The 18,377-nt window shown below is 37.1% G+C and carries 10 protein-coding genes, 1 pseudogene and 2 riboswitches (1 of these 13 running past the window's edge); of the genes and pseudogenes, 4 read left to right on the top strand and 7 right to left on the bottom strand.

Going from position 1 to position 18,377, the window contains the following annotated elements:
- Positions 1-1,274 carry the 3' portion of a DHA2 family efflux MFS transporter permease subunit gene (locus tag MCY_RS06505; protein WP_007347577.1) on the top strand. 298 nt of this gene lie to the left of the window's left edge, so 1,274 of the gene's 1,572 nt are visible here — the last part of the coding sequence; its start codon lies beyond the left edge, outside the window; it ends in the stop codon at positions 1,272-1,274.
- A 1,619-nt stretch (positions 1,275-2,893) separates the two neighbouring features.
- On the opposite strand, the gene MCY_RS06495 is transcribed toward MCY_RS06505, so the two are convergent.
- From MCY_RS06495 to trhO, 3 genes are all read right to left on the bottom strand, one after another.
- Positions 2,894-3,478, bottom strand: coding sequence for a GNAT family N-acetyltransferase (locus MCY_RS06495; RefSeq protein ID WP_007347576.1), 585 nt, complete (start codon positions 3,476-3,478; stop codon positions 2,894-2,896).
- 74 nt (positions 3,479-3,552) lie between these two features.
- Positions 3,553-4,686: a type III PLP-dependent enzyme gene (locus MCY_RS06490; protein ID WP_007347575.1), complete on the bottom strand. Its 1,134-nt coding sequence runs from the start codon at positions 4,684-4,686 to the stop codon at positions 3,553-3,555.
- A gap of 2,270 nt (positions 4,687-6,956) precedes the next feature.
- Positions 6,957-7,874 carry an oxygen-dependent tRNA uridine(34) hydroxylase TrhO gene (trhO, locus tag MCY_RS06480; RefSeq protein WP_035008740.1) on the bottom strand — a complete coding sequence of 306 codons (918 nt, stop codon included), beginning with the start codon at positions 7,872-7,874 and terminating at the stop codon, positions 6,957-6,959.
- Positions 7,875-7,989: 115 nt separating this feature from the next.
- Here trhO and MCY_RS10345 point away from each other — a divergent pair.
- A pseudogene (locus MCY_RS10345) lies at positions 7,990-8,458 on the top strand (beta/alpha barrel domain-containing protein); the annotation flags it as partial.
- A gap of 267 nt (positions 8,459-8,725) precedes the next feature.
- Here the strand turns inward: MCY_RS10345 and MCY_RS06465 are convergent.
- Positions 8,726-9,553: a ferredoxin--NADP reductase gene (locus MCY_RS06465; RefSeq protein WP_019224564.1), complete on the bottom strand. Its 828-nt coding sequence runs from the start codon at positions 9,551-9,553 to the stop codon at positions 8,726-8,728.
- A 1,074-nt stretch (positions 9,554-10,627) separates the two neighbouring features.
- On the opposite strand from MCY_RS06465, the gene alr reads away from it, so the two are divergent.
- A complete protein-coding gene (gene alr / locus MCY_RS06460; protein WP_007347569.1) occupies positions 10,628-11,743 on the top strand; it encodes an alanine racemase in 1,116 nt (371 codons plus the stop codon).
- A 975-nt stretch (positions 11,744-12,718) separates the two neighbouring features.
- Here the strand turns inward: alr and gcvP are convergent.
- The 3 genes from gcvP to gcvT are packed head-to-tail and all read right to left on the bottom strand — an operon-like array spanning position 12,719 to position 17,008.
- A complete protein-coding gene (gene gcvP, locus MCY_RS06455; RefSeq protein ID WP_007347568.1) occupies positions 12,719-15,514 on the bottom strand; it encodes an aminomethyl-transferring glycine dehydrogenase in 2,796 nt (931 codons plus the stop codon).
- Between the two features lie 5 nt (positions 15,515-15,519).
- Positions 15,520-15,888, bottom strand: a complete 369-nt coding sequence (gcvH, locus tag MCY_RS06450) for a glycine cleavage system protein GcvH (RefSeq protein WP_007347567.1) — start codon at positions 15,886-15,888, stop codon at positions 15,520-15,522.
- Between the two features lie 7 nt (positions 15,889-15,895).
- Positions 15,896-17,008, bottom strand: a complete 1,113-nt coding sequence (gene gcvT, locus MCY_RS06445) for a glycine cleavage system aminomethyltransferase GcvT (RefSeq protein WP_007347566.1) — start codon at positions 17,006-17,008, stop codon at positions 15,896-15,898.
- Positions 17,009-17,052: 44 nt separating this feature from the next.
- Positions 17,053-17,144: riboswitch (glycine riboswitch) on the bottom strand.
- A 1-nt stretch (position 17,145) separates the two neighbouring features.
- Positions 17,146-17,243, bottom strand: a riboswitch (glycine riboswitch).
- A gap of 462 nt (positions 17,244-17,705) precedes the next feature.
- On the opposite strand from gcvT, the gene MCY_RS06440 reads away from it, so the two are divergent.
- Complete coding sequence (locus MCY_RS06440; protein ID WP_007347565.1) at positions 17,706-18,368, top strand: LON peptidase substrate-binding domain-containing protein; 663 nt, start codon at positions 17,706-17,708, stop codon at positions 18,366-18,368.
- Positions 18,369-18,377 lie beyond the last annotated feature (9 nt).

Here is an 18,377-nt window from a genome sequence, read left to right as displayed (position 1 = left end):
CTGTTCTTTGTGCAACAGCAACATCTATTGGAGAGATGATTATCTACCGTGCATTGCAAGGTTTTATTGGTGGAGGGATTATCCCTAATGTTTTTTCCGCCTCTTATATACTTTTTCCTCCTTCCAAGCGCCCAATTGTTGTCCCTATCGTTGGACTAGTCGCAACGTTAGCCCCCACTATTGGTCCAACAGTCGGAGGTTATCTCTGTCATATCTTATCATGGCACTGGCTTTTTCTCATTAACGTGCCTTTTGGGATTATTATTTCAATTCTCGCTTGGAAATTGATTGATTTTGATCAAGCAAATCCATCTCTCATGGCTAAATTTGACTGGTTGGGACTCATTTCTATGGCTGTTTTTCTAGGAACTTTAGAGTATGTTCTAGAAGAGGGAGCACGTCATGATTGGCTAAATGATCGGCTGATTCGGAACCTATTCATTATCATGATCTTGTCTGCCGCTCTTTTCTTCTGGCGCGCATTTACGGCAAAAGAGCCTATTGTTGATCTTACGACTTTTTCTAATTTTAATTTTTCTGCTGCATCCATTTTTTCCTTTTCTTTGGGAATAGGTCTTTATGGACTCACATATCTTTATCCTGTCTATTTGAGCCAAATCCGCCATTATGATGCTCTCACGATTGGAGAAACATTGTTTCTTTCAGGGTTTGTCATGTTATTAACGGCGCCTCTTGCCGGATATCTTTCCGCACGAATGGATGCACGTTTGATGATGGCGATAGGACTTTTAAGCTTTGCAATAGGAACTTGGATGGCGAATTCTATCACAGACAACTGGGATTTTTGGCAACTCTTTTGGCCACAAGTTTTCCGTGGTTCTTCTATAATGTTGTGTATGGTTCCTGTTAATAACATTGCCTTAGGAACACTTCCGCCAGGACGCCTGCAAAATGCCTCCGGACTCTTTAATCTCACACGGAATCTAGGGGGCGCTGTAGGGCTTGCTATTATCAGTACTCTCATGACAAAACGCACAGACTTCCATTATGAACGAATAGCCGAAACAATAAACCACTCAAACAGACAAGCAACTGAAATGCTTTCGAAGTTTACTTTATTTTTCAAGACAGAAACCTTTGATTCGTATACTCTTGCTCTTTCTCAATTATCTGGTATGGCACGCATACAAGCAATGACTATGGCTTTTAGTGATATTTTCTTTATCATAACCATCCTCTTTGGTATTTTGGCATTTATGACTATTTTTCTCAAAAAAATACCACCCCTCATGGATTCACCACCAAGTCACTAAGATTTATTAAAAAAGCAAACCAGCGCCACTATTATATTTGCAAGCTTCCAATGTTACGACAACCCTTGTATTAAAATGGTTCATAAAAGCCATTTTTAGTCCTTTCTTATACAAATTTGATCCATACGCTAATCCCGCTTGTAACGTGCAAGCGAATGGTTTTTATTGATTCAAGATAGACAGATTTGAAATGAGAGAATCTTACGATATTCGGATTTTTAATTAAATATGAATAACACTAAATTATAATTATAAATCAATACTTTGTACACATTAAAAAATAATTTTCTATATACGAAATTGTTTTAGATAATATAAAATAAAGCACTTCTAAAGCGCTGTACTCCATAGATAAAGCAGCTATTGTTTTAAGATCTTTGATTTTTCATCATAGAGAGAAAAAACACTAACAAAAATTTATACCTGTCATTAAATTTTCCATATATCTGCCAACTTCATTTTACGCGACTCACTTCATGAAAACTATCCGATAAAATTTCTGTGCTTCACTCTTTTAATTTTGATGCTTATAAGAATATTCATATTATCATTCCCTTTTCCTACTTCCCCCATAGTAATCTCCTTTTTAAATTGATTCATAAAAGAGATTCGTATGATTTTTATTTACGTGCCCATTTCCCTTATAATGTACAGGACAATGTTTTTTAATTCTGAACGAAAAAATTTAAAATAAGAAAAACATCTTTACTCGACACCCTCATACCAATTGCAAAATGCTTTATCTTTATAGCAAAAAAGTAATGGAGTGTTTTTTTCAAAAAGCATCTTTTAACCATGTAGTTTTATTTTTCACGCTCTTAAAAAAAACTAATATTTACAGTTTTGATTCTACTGCCGCTTGTAATAATACATTAATTCATAAACATAGTTCATCATGTTGCATTATAAAGCAGCGAGTTGGCACCATCATTATATTGATCAGCTCTTGGATCGTTGCTAAAATCCTTGCATCTGAAAGCATGCATAAGAGATATTTTACTCCTTTTTATAGTGTTTTCACCTCTACGCCAACCCTGCTTTTGACGTGCAAGAAAATGATTTTAATTGATTCAACATGAACTAAATTTGGATTGAGAGAATCTCACAATACTCGAGTCTTTCATTCAACATGTGAAACAATAAAATATCATTATAAATCAGTTCATTACATATTATAACACGCAATCCGAATACCGAGAGATTTTCCTACTTAAAATCTGTTCACAATGAATCAATCAAAACCATTCCCTGACGCATCAAAAGAAAAGAGATAAAAACTGTTTAGAAAAGAGTAAAATACCGAACCGCTTCAATGCAAAATCTACCAATGATATCGAGAGTTGGAAAATTATATGATGATATCAGTTTTAAAAGAACACAAAAACACTCAAAAATCTATTTTCTTTAATCTCATGAAAGATAAAACTATTTAAAAAAATGAGCTTTTAATATATTGCTACTAACTTTACTGAAATTATCAAAAGTAAGAAACCAGCCATATAATACAATCACCGTCCCCCCCCCCCAAGAATCGATACTATAAAACGCTTTTGCAGCAGTCAAAACAGCATGCCATACTCTCAATACAGCATTGTTGAACAACAAAATAAATACAATCTTCAAGCCACTTTATGATGCTGAACACGACTCGAAACTTCTCGTTCTCCACTAGGAATCAAAGTACCATAACACCCAGAAAGATAGTTCGGTATCAGTTCCAACGCTTGAAAACGATGCTTTTCATAAGGACCAGGCATTGCCAAATTTTCTGTTAAGCGATTTGAAAAGCCAAAACGTTGATAAAATTCAAAATCCCCTACCAATAAAATAGCGCCATAACCTAATTTTTTTGCTTTTTCAATTGCATGACGAACTAACATTGATCCTATTCCCATACCAGCACATTCAGTTGCAACAGCTAAAGGCCCCAAAAGTAAAGCATGTTGTATTTCATTTTTTTCTTTAAAAAAAGAAACATGCCAAAGACGTACACTTCCCACAAGCTCTCCAAGTGCATTTTTAACCACAAAGGAAAGCCCTTGAGCCGCCAACCGACCACGCCGTAAAGACTCTGATGACTTACGTTTACGTCCATAGCCCATCATTGAATCAAGCAACATTTCTCTATAAGGCTTATCTGCTTCTTGCTCCAATAAAAGTGTAAAACATGCCCCATTTTTTGTTTGAAAATTAATCATGTTCATCTTTATATCCGCCCTCTTATAGCACAATGACTAGCATAGCAAAAAATCTAAAAAACTATAGTCAAAAGGAAATGTCAGATCACATACGATCGCAAAGGTTCAAAACCATTAAAGGCGACGGATGCATAAGTTGTTGTGTAAGCGCCAGTTCCATGAATCAATATCTCATCTCCTATTGTGAGAGATAGAGGCAGTGGATAAGGTATTTTTTCGTAGAGAACATCGGCCGAATCACATGTTGGCCCCGCTAAAATACAAGGTTCCATAACCTTATCATCATGAGGTGTTTCAATGGGATAACGAATAGCTTCATCCATAGTCTCAGCAAGGCCATTAAATTTCCCAATATCAAGATAAACCCATCGGACATTATCATTGTCAGCTTTTTTAGAGATCAGCACAACTTCTGTACGAATAACACCAGCATTACCAACCATTGCACGCCCTGGCTCAATAATCGTTTCAGGGATACGATTCCCAAAATGCTTTTTCAATGAATCAAAAACTGCCGTACCATAAGCTTGTTCTGTAGGAACATCTTTCAAATAACGCGTTGGAAAACCACCACCCATATTTACCAGTTTCAACGAAATACCTTCTTGTTCCAAACACTTAAAAACTGTAGCGGCATCTGATAAAGCACGATCCCATGCACTCAAATCAACTTGCTGAGACCCAACATGAAAAGAAACACCATAAGCTTGCAAACCTAGTTGGTGTGCTTGTTTTAGCACATCAACTGCCATAGCAGGGACACAACCGAATTTGCGTGACAATGGCCACTCTGCACCTTTTCCATCGGTAAGAACGCGGCAAAAAACACGTACTCCTGGAGCAACGCGCGCAATTTTTTCCACTTCCTCAACACAATCAACCGCATAAAGCGAAACACCTAATGCATAGGCTCGCGCAATATCACGCTCTTTTTTAATAGTATTTCCAAAAGAAATACGCTCTGACGTTGCCCCTGCTTTTAAAGCCATTTCAATTTCTGCAACAGAAGCCGCATCAAAAGAAGATCCTAAAGAACTCAGCAAGCATAAAATTTCCGGTGCTGGATTCGCTTTTATTGCATAAAAAATGCGAGACTGTGGCAGAGCTTTTTCAAAATTTAAATAGTTATCACGAACAACATCAAGATCAACAATTAAGCATGGACCTTCAGAACGATGTGTTGCAAGAAAATCGCGAATACGTTGTGTTGCCATCTGCAATTCTCCTTGAGGGAACACTCCCTCACTCTATGCTTAAGACAACCTAAGCTGCCAAAAGCCAAAGGACAAAAAACACACAACAACCATCCCCATTCTGATTATAAAAAACAGAAATTAGCATTGCATGCAGCGAAAGAATAACGCAAAAACCGCGTTATCCCATTTTATCTGCCTTTTTGATTGGAGTTGAGAAAACCACTTCCGCACTGAAGGCAATGAGGTGTGCCTCTATAGTTATCCCAGCATTTTAAAACTGGAAGACACCAGAAAGGCCCGCACCGTCGTTGCTTCAAGATGCCCTCATTCTTGCAATTGGCTGTAAGAATGACTGGAGCGGTTAGTTCCAGGTACCGTACCGGTTAATCTCACCATTTGAGAACCAGCGGACACCCACAGGCACGTGCGACTTTGGGCAAGGGATGCTATAAAACGAATCCTTTCTCATTTCAATAATTTTTTTAATTTTAAACATTTTTTAATTTTTAAAGATAAAATGATGCAAAAAAACAACACCATTCCCCGACAGACAAAGCCATACATCTATTTTCATGGGCTTTCTCTTATCTGTACGACACAAATCTCTGTCTTACTTTTAAAGCATCTCGTTTCTTAGCTTTTTCATTTTATCTCCTAATATCTCTCCACAGGATATACCTCAAAAATTACTCAACATATTAATTTATAGTGATAATTTATTATTTTACCCTTTTTACCACCCCTCATGAAATTCCCTCATTTCATTCCACTCTTAAATGAATCAGCCAAAATAATTCTCGTGCGTATTACAAGTAGAAAAATAATATATGAAATAAAAAAACAACTGAAAAAACAATAAAATATCTCTTATATACCCTCTCAAATGCAAAAACACCAACATTGGGAACTGGAGGAGAGTACAGCATCATCCTTTTTAAATCCCTTCCCCCAAAAACACCATTATCTTTCTCATTTTCATTATAAAAAAATATCCCTGCTTTCACATCCATTTCACAATACTGCTGAAGCAAAATATCACGAAAAATCTTTTGTATAATATAGCTCATATAGTATCATTCAACTACGTATCACCGCTATCTTTATGCATATAAAATGCCAAACCAACGCCCTCATTACTATCTACTAATGCCCAATATTACAGAAGCTCCCACATTGAGATGTATCATATTATCTTAAATAGTTTTTGCTTATACATTGCTCCTATTGCTAACATACAAGTGAATAAGACTGAATAATACTTCATTATCAAATCTAAAAAAGTAAATCGCATGCTATTCAACTCTTTTATTCAAATTGAACTAAATGATCATTATACATTAATTTCCCCTATTAAATTATGACGTTATAAGGTCCTGTTAACATTCTATTTCTCTTAACTTTACAGCTGCTTTTTCATCTTCTCTTAATGAGTTACATTTTATTCATTCGCACACTTTTCTCTTAAAACTATAGCTCACCCTCCCCTGTAATAAAACGGAGAGACAGCTTAATTTTGGAAGAGTATAAAATTTCAAAACCAGTAACCATTTTTACCATTATTTTTTCATTCAGCTTTACGATTTTCAAAAACATCTAAAGCACTGTCTTTTAAATCATCAAAATGACGCACTGCCTCACGCTCTTGTTTATCGTTTCTTTAATTTAATGGGATCACGCCCCTCATATAAAATGGAATATCACAAGCAAAATATCCTTTAGTTACATCTTCACGTGCTTTCTTTAAAGAAACATTTCTTAAAGTGCTTGAGCTCATTTCGCACCAGCGCCCATAAATGATATAACAGTAAAGCCTCTATGAAATATATAAAATCTATTGAGCCCCCCATCTTTATGCTTCATAAAAAGGCAAGCCACGCCTTATCACATACTTCCCCCAATATTGTGTGACAACCTTTAACATTTAAGACATTCATAAGAAATATAGTTTGAATTGCTTAACATAGAACAGACTTGGCATAAGAAAACCCTACGATGTTCAGATCTCTTATTCAACATGTAAACAATAAATATTATAAATCAATGTGTTAAACTGTTAGTAAATGGCTTTTCCGTTTTAAAATGAAAAGTATTTGCAATACTCAGTCCTATAAAATCCAAGAGAGCAAAACGATCTATAATGAGTATTTATAAACCGAATAGCTTAATGCAGACCAAAAGACCAAACAACATCCGATCTTATAAAACTTTTTCTAGAAGATCAAAAATCTCTTTCCACTTAAAATTTAAGAGAAAAAAGCTAAAATTTAAATCCTTACACAAAGATATCCTTATGTACCTTGATGAGAATCAATAGCACGCAACTTCAACAATTGGAATTGCCTATGGCGCTCACGAAAGCGCTCTCTATCTGCTTCACTGCGCGTATTATAACAAGCATCACAAGAAACCCCTTCTTCATAATGAGGCGATAATTTGCTTTCAGCATTCAGAGGAGAACGACACGCGCGACATAATTCGCGCCCACATTCTTCAAGGCCATGTTGAACAGAAACCCGTTCATCAAAAACAAAGCACTCACCCCACCATAAACTTTCCTCTTTTGGAATTTTTTCTAAATATTTTAGAATCCCTCCTTTTAAATGATACACTTGGTCATAACCAAGTTCACGAACATACGCTGTTGATTTTTCACAACGAATGCCACCTGTACAAAACATGGCAATTTTCTTTTTCTCTTTTAAATCAGCCTCATGTCGACGTACCCATTCAGGAAATTCGCGAAATGTTTTAATCCGCGGATCAATCGCTCCTTGAAAACTCCCTATGGCATATTCATAATCATTCCGCGTATCGATTAAAATGGTTTCTTCATCTTGAATAAGAGCATTCCAATCTTCAGGATCCACATAAGTTCCAACAACTTTTAGCGGATCAATTCCTTCAATCCCCATTGTTACAATCTCTTTTTTCAACCGCACTTTCAGGCGATGAAAAGGCATTTTTGATGCCCATGAATACTTAATTTCCGGCATTTGAAATGCTGGTTCACCCATAATAAACTCCACCAACGCCTCAATCGCAGCACAAGAACCAGCAACAGTTCCATTAATTCCCTCTTGTGCTAAAAGCAAAGTTCCTTTGATATCCTTTGCTTGACATAAATTCTGCAAAGGTTTTTGTAATTGACGATAATGCTTCAAATCTGCAAAGCAATAAAGTGCAGCAACTTTAAAATTCTTTTCCATATATTTTGCCATAATGCGAGTTTCATTCAATTTCAAGGTTTATTCATGTACTCTTTAGCATATTGTGCTTAATCAAACGGTATAAATAATATCATCTCCAAAAAGAAAGAATATCATGTGCCAAAAAAGAGAAAAGCTTTTATTCTATCTCCAAAGACAAATGGTTATACTTGTTTTACTCATCGATAATCTACAAAGTGCTTTACCCTTAACACGTGCTCTTGTCAAAGGTGGCTTAAAAACAATTGAGATCACATTGCGCACACCAAACGCTCTTCAAACAATTCAAATAATTACATAAAAAAAATCCCTGAAGCAATTGTTGGAGCCAAAACAATTCTCAACACGATACACTACGAACAAACCAAACAAGTAAGAGCAAAATTTATTGCAACCCCTGGATTATCCAATGAATTAATCAATGATGCGAAAAATAGTGAAATTTCCCTTCTCCCAGTGCAAACACCCCAAATAAACTCATACAAGCATTAGACAAAGACTATTCATATCTTAAATTTTTCCTTGCTAAAGCCGCTGGAAGTATTGCCTTCATCCAAGCTTTATCCGCTCCCTTCTCTGATATCTAGTTTTTCCCTACAACTGGTATCACACAAAAAAGTGCGATACACTGCAGCACAACTCTCCTCTCTTTCAAAAAAGCGTGCTCTACAACATAAGGTGCAAGAGCACTATTAGCCCCTTCAACAAAGCCAAAGCTTTCACATATCCTTGCACAATCTTTTATCACGGCTATGGAACCACAAATCATCATCCAATTTTATCCGGATGAATTTTGAGGAAATCGACTATTTTAAAAACGGTTGTTGAAAAAAAGCAACAGCTTTTTCCACTCAACCCACAAAAGCGCGCTCTAAAACATAAGATGCAGGCGCATTATTAGCCCCTTCAACAAGGCCAAAGCTTTCACATATCCTCGCACAATCTTTTATCATAGCCATAGAGCCACAAATCATCACCCGATCTTCATCAGGATGAATTTTGGGAAGACCAGTAGTTTCAAAAAAGCATCCACTCTCCATAACAGTCGTAATACGTCCCATATATTCAGAAGGTTCACGAGTAGTCATAGGATAAAATTTTAACTGTTGTGCATACACTCCAATGAGTGGATCTTGTTGCAAAGAGAAAACAAGATCCTTTGCATAAATCAACTCATTCTTTTCGCGCGTTGTTTGAATAAGAATAACTTCTGAAAATTTTTCATATGTCTCAGGATCACGAATAAGGCTTGCAAAAGGAGCAACCCCCGTACCGGTTGAAAGAAGATAAAGGCGTTTTCCAGGAATAAGAGCATCAAGAACCAATGTTCCTGTAGGTTTTTTACGCATAAGAACTGTATCACCAATTTTAATCTTTTGGAGATGCTCAGTTAATGGCCCCCCTGGAACTTTTATCGAAAAAAACTCAAGCTGTTCATCCCAAAAAGGACTGGCAATCGAATAAGCACGATAAACCGGCTTTGCTGCATTTGGCAAACCAATCATAACAAACTCACCCGAACGAAAACGAAAACTTTCCGGACGATTCAAGCGAAATTTAAATAACCGATCTGTATAGTGATAAACCTCTTGGACGGTAAGTGCGAACACATTCTCAGAAATTGGAAAATTCGCAACGCTGCTGATGTTTGACGGAACATTAGTAGCAGAGGTATTCATACTCTTACCCATATATTTATTGAACGTTAAATTTCGAATCCTTGACGTGGTATAGTACTTGTATAATCATCTGCCAACAATTTTCTTAAAACAAAAAGCTTGAGATTAACATCTTTATGTCAAAGTTAATCGCACGAGGAAAATATGAATACACCTCATGCCCAAAAGAAAAAGAAAAATACTGAGCATTAAACAATCACTGCCCTCTTTTCTATTTTAATATATAATGCACATTATAACGCTATAATACTCTTTCGCTTTACAAAATTTATGATCGAAAACCTTAAGATTAAAAGAGATAAAACTTTTATGGATTGAACGATAACCGTACAACTCCTCAACAAAATTTCGCTATTATATTCATTATTTTCCTGAATAACCTTTTTTACGACTGCTCTTTTCATCCATAAATTAAGTCTTACGCACTCTAATGGTTGATAAAAATTCTTCCACTTAAAACCAACCAAACGATATCGTATATTCAATTCGTCTTAAAAAAATAATATCCAAATCAACAACTTTTAATGGCTCAGAAAGCGTTTACACTCTCTTTCTCATTTAACAAAAGTAACTTTAAATGAATAAAATAATATTCAAAATTGCGCAGATGACTGATTTGCACCACCCTCAGGGTAGAAAATTTGTAATTCATGAATTTAGGATGAATAATATATCGTTTTTCATGCTATAAATAAGCAAACCGTACATATTTAATAGAAAGAGCTCCCCCAGAAATAAAAGCATAACATTGCACTCTTCACAAGAATATACTACAATGAATTATGCTTTCTTTTTTTAAGCTCACACTAGGAAAAATTAAGTATACAATAGAAAGTTATGTTTCACAAATTATCAAAAGATACCATGTGGATAACAACATAAATGAAACTAAAATATTTCTTATGTCGCAAATATTATTTTACCTAAAAAACTGCTTTCCTAGTACATAATTCAGTATAGTCTCCTTATGGTTTTGACCATAGCAATCAATATCTTGCCATATATCACAAGGAACTTCTATGAAACAACACCAAAGAAAACTGCCTACTTCACGAATATAGATAAGATTTTAAAATGAACAAAGCCGTTAATGATGAAATAAATACATCCCTCTATGCAGCTGTAGCAACCATTGATGTTAGTGCCATTGTTGCCAATTATATCGCTTTAGCCAAACGCGTAGCGCCAACGGAATGTTCAGCAGTTGTAAAGGCAAATGCCTATGGGCTAGGAGCTCACAAAATTGCTCCTGCCCTTTATCAAGTTGGTTGTCGCACTTTTTTTGTCGCCCAAATTAGAGAAGCATTGCAATTAAAAAGCATTTTACCATCAAATGTCACAATTGCCTTTCTGAATGGACTTCCACACTTAACAGAAGAATTTGTAGCACAATCTGGTCTTGTTCCTGTACTGAACTCTTGGAATGCCATTGAAAATTGGCAAAAAATTTGTCAAAAAAAAGATAAAAAATTACCAGCAATTATTCAAGTCGATACCCATATGAACCGATTAGGACTTGATCAAAAAGAATTACAAAAACTCATCAAACGCCCTACAATTTTTGAAACTGCAGACATAAAATATATTCTCAGTCACCTTGCTAATGGAGAAGATAATACCCACCCATCAAATTACACCCAATTAACTTCTTTCAAAAATACCCTTACACAACTACCAACATGTAGAGCTTCCCTTGCAAATTCTGGAGGTATTTTTCTGGGATCAGATTTTTATTTTGACCTTGTTCGCCCCGGTATTGCTCTTTACGGCATCGACCCCTCAGGAAAACACCCATCCCTTCTGAAACCTGTTTTAAAACTTGAAGCCCAAATCATTCAAAGCCGCGTTGTTGGTACAGGATTACCTGTTGGTTATGGAGAAAGCTTTATAACCAACAGGCCAAGCACTCTTGCAACCATTTCTATTGGCTATGCAGACGGTTGGCTTCGTACTCTTTCAAATAAAGGAACAGTTTATTTCCATGGGCACAAACTTCCCATAGTTGGACGCATTTCTATGGACGCCATTATTGTAGATACAACCGATCTTGATCAAAAACCTCAAACGGGTGACTGGGTAGAACTCATTGGCCCCAATCAAACACTTGAAAAAGTATCTATAGATGCTAACACTCTTCCCAATGAAATTCTAACGTCTCTTGGATCACGCTATAAATATATTTACACATAAGACTCTTTAACGAGATAAACTAATAAAAATCATCATTTTAGAAAATTAGGAAACTTTTATAAAGTATTTTATAAAATCAATTACCTAGAAAGCACAGACACCACCCATTCAAAGGGACATCAAAATAGATCGATTGATGAAAAGAATCTATTACCAAATTTTTAAAATTAATTGCCGAATTAAATCAAAGTATTAATTTGTAATTTACATATTGAATGACAGCACCCAATATCGTAAGTACCTCTTACTTCATCCTTTTTCATAATGAAGCAATCAAAGTGTTTTGCTTGCGTACACAACTTAGACTGTATGTTGATAAAAATCATTTAATAAGACAATAAACACCTCTTATGAACCATTTAAGATACTGTTATATCATTGGAAATTAGACAATAAGTAATTAAGGGATCTGATTCACACTTTGCTGCAATAAAAGAGAATAATGCACGATAGACTCTATATCATCGTTTATCTTATACCTTTTATGGATATTGTTGTAAAATAGATGTAAGAAATATTTCTTTAAAACAAGCATTAATGGATGATATTAAGTGTATTCTGTTTAAATGAAAAGATATAACCCCATTTAATGTCATAGAGCAGCTCTTACATTGAGAACGATTTATAAGAAGGTTTTTATCTCCGCATCTCTCCCCCTTATAACGCGCAAAAAATGCTATTGCTCCATTATGAATAAATTTAAAATAAAAAACAACACATACTCTTTGCCTATTTGTATCTCTTATCCGATAGAGATGAATTTATAGATTATGACTACGCATTCATATATTTCTTACAACACATAACACTTTTTTCCACTTTTTTGATTTTGCTCACGTTATAAAAAAACAACATAAAATTTTAGAGAACATATCAATACACCATAGCAATACAATCAATACGCACAAAACCCACACAAAATGTGTGGGCTTTTTTCATTCAAACAAATAAATAAATCGAATAAATATTTTTCGTTTAATAGGTATTTCTCATTGGTGGACACGAACAAATGAGCATTCTATCTCCAGCAACGTTGTCAATACGGGATACAGGAGGCCAATATTTATTAGCTGGATCCAAAGAACTATTAGGAAAAGCAGCTTCTTGTCGCGAATAAGGTCGCGTCCAAACATCATCCAAAATATCTGTCACTGTATGAGGTGCATTTACCAATGGATTATTATCTTTTGGCCAAATCCCGCTACCAACTTTTCTAGCCTCTTCAGCAATAGAGAGTAAAGCATCACAGAAACGATCAATCTCTTCTTTTGATTCTGACTCCGTTGGCTCAATCATCAAAGTTCCCGGAACAGGAAATGACATCGTAGGGGCATGGAATCCATAATCAATGAGACGTTTTGCAATATCCTCAACACTCACCCCATACTGCTCTTTCAACACACGCGTATCCACAATACATTCATGAGCAACCCGCCCATACTTTCCCCGATAGAGAATGGAATAAGCTGATGAAAGACGAGCAGCAATATAATTAGCATTTAAAATAGCTATTTGAGTTGCATATTTTAAGCCATCAGCTCCCATCATTCGAATATACATCCATGTAATCGCAAGAATAGATGCACTTCCATAAGGAGCAGCCGAAACTGCATGAGTTGTCCCATCCTGTTCATGCCCTGGTAAAAATGGCTTGAGATGCGCTGCAACCCCAATTGGCCCCATACCAGGCCCACCCCCTCCATGGGGAATAGCAAATGTTTTATGAAGATTCATATGACAAACATCGGCACCAATATCTGCCGGACGAGCAATCCCCACAAGCGCATTGAGATTAGCGCCATCAAAATAAACTTGTCCACCATTTTCATGAATAATAGCACAAATTTCCTTAATACTTTCCTCATAGACACCATGGGTTGAAGGATAAGTAATCATGAGAGCTGCCAATTTATCCTTATGCAATTGCGCTTTTATTTTGAGATCATCCACATCAACATCGCCATCGCTTAAACACTTTACCACAACGACTTCCATCCCTGCCATATGCGCCGAAGCCGGATTAGTACCATGCGCAGATGCCGGAATAAGACAAATTGTACGTTGATGTTCACTCCGTGATTGGTAATATCGTCGGATCGCCAAAAGTCCTGCATACTCCCCTTGAGCACCAGAGTTTGGCTGAAAAGAGACTTGCGCAAATCCTGTAATTTCACACAACCATACATTTAACTGATTGACCATCTCCAAATAACCCGCAGCATCCTCTTGTGAAACAAAGGGGTGTATATTGGCCATGCTCGTCCAACTTACAGGCATCAATTCAGCCGCTGCATTAAGCTTCATTGTACAAGAACCAAGAGGGATCATAGCACGATCCAGTGCCAAATCTTTATCCGCCAAGCGACGCAAAAAGCGCATCATATCTGTCTCTGAATGAACCGCATGAAAAAAAGGCTGAGAAAGAAAAGCCACATCCCGTTCTTGACCAAAGAGCCGTGGAGAAGCCTGATCAACTAATCGAGCTCCCAAAAGCTGAGCTAAAGCACAAGCATCTTCTTCGGTCGATAATTCATCAAAATTGATGGCAATAGTGTCATCATCAAAAACACGAACAAGGCGCCCCGCCATTTTTGCTTGATGAGCAATTTCTTGAGCTCTTCCCTTAACAGAAATACTCACACAATCAAAAAAGCTTTCACCTTCCACATGAATCCCTGAATTCTCTAAACCAGCAACAAAACGGCATGTTAAATGGTGAATCCGCTGCGCAATTTCTTGTAAGCCTTTTGGCCCATGCCAAACAGCATAAGCTGTTGCCATATTAGCCAATAAAGCTTGCGCTGTACAAATATTTGACGTCGCTTTATCGCGCCGAATATGTTGTTCACGTGTTTGCAAAGCTAAACGAAAACCAACCCGGCCTTTGGTATCCACAGATTGCCCCACAATACGCCCTGGAATAAGGCGCGTTAATGCATCACTAACCGCAAGGTAACCAGCATGTGGACCACCAAACCCCATTGGGATCCCATAACGCTGCATAGAACCCACAACAATATCAGCGCCCCATTGAGCGGGAGGTTCCATAAGGGTAAGCGCTAAAGGATCAGCCACAACGATAACCAGCGCTCCTTTTTCCTTTGCCTCTTTTATGATCTTACTGTAATCATGGAAAGAACCTTTTGTATCTGGCCAAGATAAAACAATTGCTGCTGTATCAGCACAAATCTCCTTTTCTTGGCTAATACACATGCCTTGTGTTTCAGCACGCGTTTGCGCAACACTCAAAGTCTGAGGATGTAAAAGACTCTGAAGGGAAATTTTTGTTTTTTTCTCCCGTGTGAAACGAAAAGCAAGAGCATTTGCTTCAGCGAAAGCCGTTGCTTCATCAAGAAGGGAAGCAGCGGCAACAGGCAAACCTGTCAATTCACTAATCAATGTCTGAAAATAAAATAAAAGCTCTAAACGACCTTGGCTAATTTCTGCTTGATAAGGCGTATAAGCCGTATACCAAGCTGGATTTTCGAACAAATTTCGTAAAATAACCGGAGGCACCTGCGTTCCATGATACCCTTGCCCAATAAAACTTTTGTGTACACAATTACGCTCCATCATCTTGGCAAGTTCTTCCAAGGCTTGTCCTTCACTCGCAGCCTTTGGAAGATTAAGTGAACGTCTCAAATGAATAGAGTTTGGAACCGCTTGAGAAATAAGTGTATCAACACAATCAAGCTCTAGAACATCAAGCATTTTTTGTGTTTCATCAGGACGCAGCCCAATATGTCGAGAAGAAAAGGAATGCTCGCTCATAATACTCATCCAATCAAGGCTTTATAAGCGTCTTCATCCAACAACCCTTCCAGTTGTGTTTCATCCCACATTGTCATTTTCCATAACCAGCCTTCTGTTTCAGCTTTCTGATTGACCAGTTCAGGATGATCAGCTAATGCTTTATTAATTTCAATCACTTCACCATCAAGAGGAGCATAAACATCTGATGCCGCCTTCACAGATTCTACAACAGCAACGGACTCTCCTTTAGAGATTTTTGTTCCACTTTGTGGTAAATCAACAAAAACCAAATCGCCTAATTGCTCTTGCGCATAACGCGTTACTCCAACAGTCACCATTTGCCCTTCAACGCTAAGCCATTCGTGGTCTTCTGTAAAATAAGTTTTAGACATAGAAAAATCATCCTTTAAAATAACGTTGTTCAACAAAGGGAAGTGAATGAACTGCCAAAGCAATCTTTTTGCCGCGCAATTGGGTAAAGACTTGTGTCCCTTCAGCTTTATAATCAACAGGAACATAACCCATAGCGACAGGGCCATCAAAAGAAGGACCAAATCCCCCTGATGTTACAACACCAATCTCATTTTCTTGATCATCGAGAAGCACTGCACCAGCACGAATAGGTTGGCGTGTTTGCGGTTTTAATCCAACACGACAACGAACAGGTCCTTTTTGCATCACTTCAAGAAAAGCCTTCGCACCATAAAATTGCGCTTTTTCTCGAACATTTTTATGGACGGCCCACGCCAGAGCAGCATCAATAGGCGTTATATCGGGGGTAATATCATTTCCATGCAAACACAACCCTGCTTCCAACCGCAAGCTATCGCGTGCTGCAAGTCCAATCCACTCGACACGAGAATCACTGAGCAATTTTTCAGCCAACGCATGTGCATGCCCTATGGGTACAGCAATTTCAAAACCATCCTCTCCCGTATAACCAGAACGCGTTATAAACCAATCTTGTTGTGGTTCGAATCCTTGCATAAAGAACAATTCATTCCCTGGTAAATCTGCATCAGCAAGAACAGCTGCTGCTTTAGGACCTTGAAGAGCAAGCAATACCCTTTCAAGGACCAGCACTTGACATTCAAAATCAACAGCGCGCTTTTCTAATTCTATAAAATCAGCCTGTGCATTCCCAGCATTTGCAACCAAGATAAAACGATTTTCTGCCAAACGAGTGATGATAAGATCATCAAGAATACCTGCCTGCTCATTAAGCAAATAATTATACCGTGATTGCCCAATCTTTAAAGCTGCTGCATCAATGGGGCAAGCATAAGATAAGAATTCCACTGCTTGTGCCCCTTCAACACCAATCAATTTCATATGCGAAATATCAAAAAGTCCTGCATGTTCACGCGTATGAAGGTGCTCTTTCAAAACACCAAGAGGATAAGTTAAAGGCATATTCCAACCCGCAAAAACGCCAAATTTTGCTTCTGCTTTTTCATGCAGATCATATAAAGGAAGTGTTTTTAAAAAAGATGTTTCTTGTGCTGTGCCCATAATAACTCCAAAGCCACACTAACGCCCACACAACATGGCCGTTTCTACACCCCTCTGTCATAAACCTGAGAGATTCACGAAAAGATCTTTCGCTTACACCTTCGGTGCGGATTTTCCCGACTTTCCAGATCTGCCTTCCTTCTTTTACGGTCCTTAATGCCTGAGAGATTCTGGGCTATTTCCCCTTCGGCGGCAATGCGAAAATTTGCAATCTGCACTCTCCCGCAAAAGAATGAAAGAAACGAGAACGCTCTTTCCAGCATATTTTAATCTATAACCTATCTTTACCGCACTGTCATTAGTAAAAGTGATAAAAAAATAAAGCGACGAAAATGCTCTCATTTTAAAACTTGCATAAACTGCTTCAAAAGATTTATAATGTTATCCTTTTGAACTTTACAAAAATTGTAAGGAACACATTTTAGGAAATTTAAGACAAAAATCAAAAGCTATAAACGAAAAAGCCCCTTGAAAATCATGCAAAATATCACACACTAAAAAGATCGCAAAGCAATATTATTTCTTGCACAATTTAACCTTAAAGATAGGGTTTTATATTCTTATAAGAATGAGGGTTTCAAGTATTTTATAAGTATGGTTTTAATGCAAAAGAAATGGATTTTTTGCTTTCTCAATAGTGTCATAAATTGCAACTATTTACAGAGCAAAAATACCGAACAAAGGTCAAAAAATACTCATGAAAGCTGGTAATATCTCTTATAATTGTGAAAATGATCTTCCAAAGCAAATTGCCCTTTTTCCTCTAGAAGGTGCACTCTTACTGCCTGGTGGTTTTTTATCACTCAATATTTTTGAACCAGAATCACTTGAAATGATTGAAAACGTTATGGTGTCCAATCGTCTGTTGGGCATTATTCAACCCCTTTCATCAGATACAAACCGCTTTTCTACACAACTTTATAAAACAGGCTGTATAGGGCGCATTACAAACTACAGTGAAACAGGGAATGGACAACTGTTCATTATATTACAGGGTGTTTGCCGCTTCACTTTAGAACAAGAATTAAAAAATACAAAATCCTATCGAACAGCTCTCATCCAATCAAACATAAAAGACCTACAAGAACTTGACATTGAAGAAAGCATTAATCGAGAAAACTTACTCGACGTTGTTGAAAAATATCTGACTATCCATGAAATGGAATATAATTGGAGCAGTATCATAGAAGCCCCTACCCCTATATTGGTTAATGCTTTTTCAGCTCTTATCCCCTTTACACCAGCAGAAAAACAAGCTCTCCTTGAAGCTCCAGATATAGGAAGCCGTGCCCAAACTCTTCTTGCATTAACAGAACGTTCACTCATGAAACAAACAGGCACAGATTATCGTTTAAACTAATAAACATCA

The sequence above is a fragment of the Bartonella rattimassiliensis 15908 genome (genome assembly GCF_000278215.1).
Taxonomy (GTDB): Bacteria; Pseudomonadota; Alphaproteobacteria; order Rhizobiales; family Rhizobiaceae; genus Bartonella; species Bartonella rattimassiliensis.
Note: the sequence above shows the minus strand (reverse complement) of the source record. Positions and strands in the feature narration are given on the sequence as shown.

Coding starts and splice junctions, on each gene's coding strand:
- MCY_RS06490 (WP_007347575.1), bottom strand. CDS start 4,686: ATGGCAACACAACGTATTCGCGATTTTCTTGCAACACATCGTTCTGAA.
- MCY_RS06495 (WP_007347576.1), bottom strand. CDS start 3,478: ATGAACATGATTAATTTTCAAACAAAAAATGGGGCATGTTTTACACTT.
- trhO (WP_035008740.1), bottom strand. CDS start 7,874: ATGGAAAAGAATTTTAAAGTTGCTGCACTTTATTGCTTTGCAGATTTG.
- gcvT (WP_007347566.1), bottom strand. CDS start 17,008: ATGGGCACAGCACAAGAAACATCTTTTTTAAAAACACTTCCTTTATAT.
- MCY_RS06440 (WP_007347565.1), top strand. CDS start 17,706: ATGAAAGCTGGTAATATCTCTTATAATTGTGAAAATGATCTTCCAAAG.
- gcvP (WP_007347568.1), bottom strand. CDS start 15,514: ATGAGCGAGCATTCCTTTTCTTCTCGACATATTGGGCTGCGTCCTGAT.
- gcvH (WP_007347567.1), bottom strand. CDS start 15,888: ATGTCTAAAACTTATTTTACAGAAGACCACGAATGGCTTAGCGTTGAA.
- MCY_RS06465 (WP_019224564.1), bottom strand. CDS start 9,553: ATGAATACCTCTGCTACTAATGTTCCGTCAAACATCAGCAGCGTTGCG.
- alr (WP_007347569.1), top strand. CDS start 10,628: ATGAACAAAGCCGTTAATGATGAAATAAATACATCCCTCTATGCAGCT.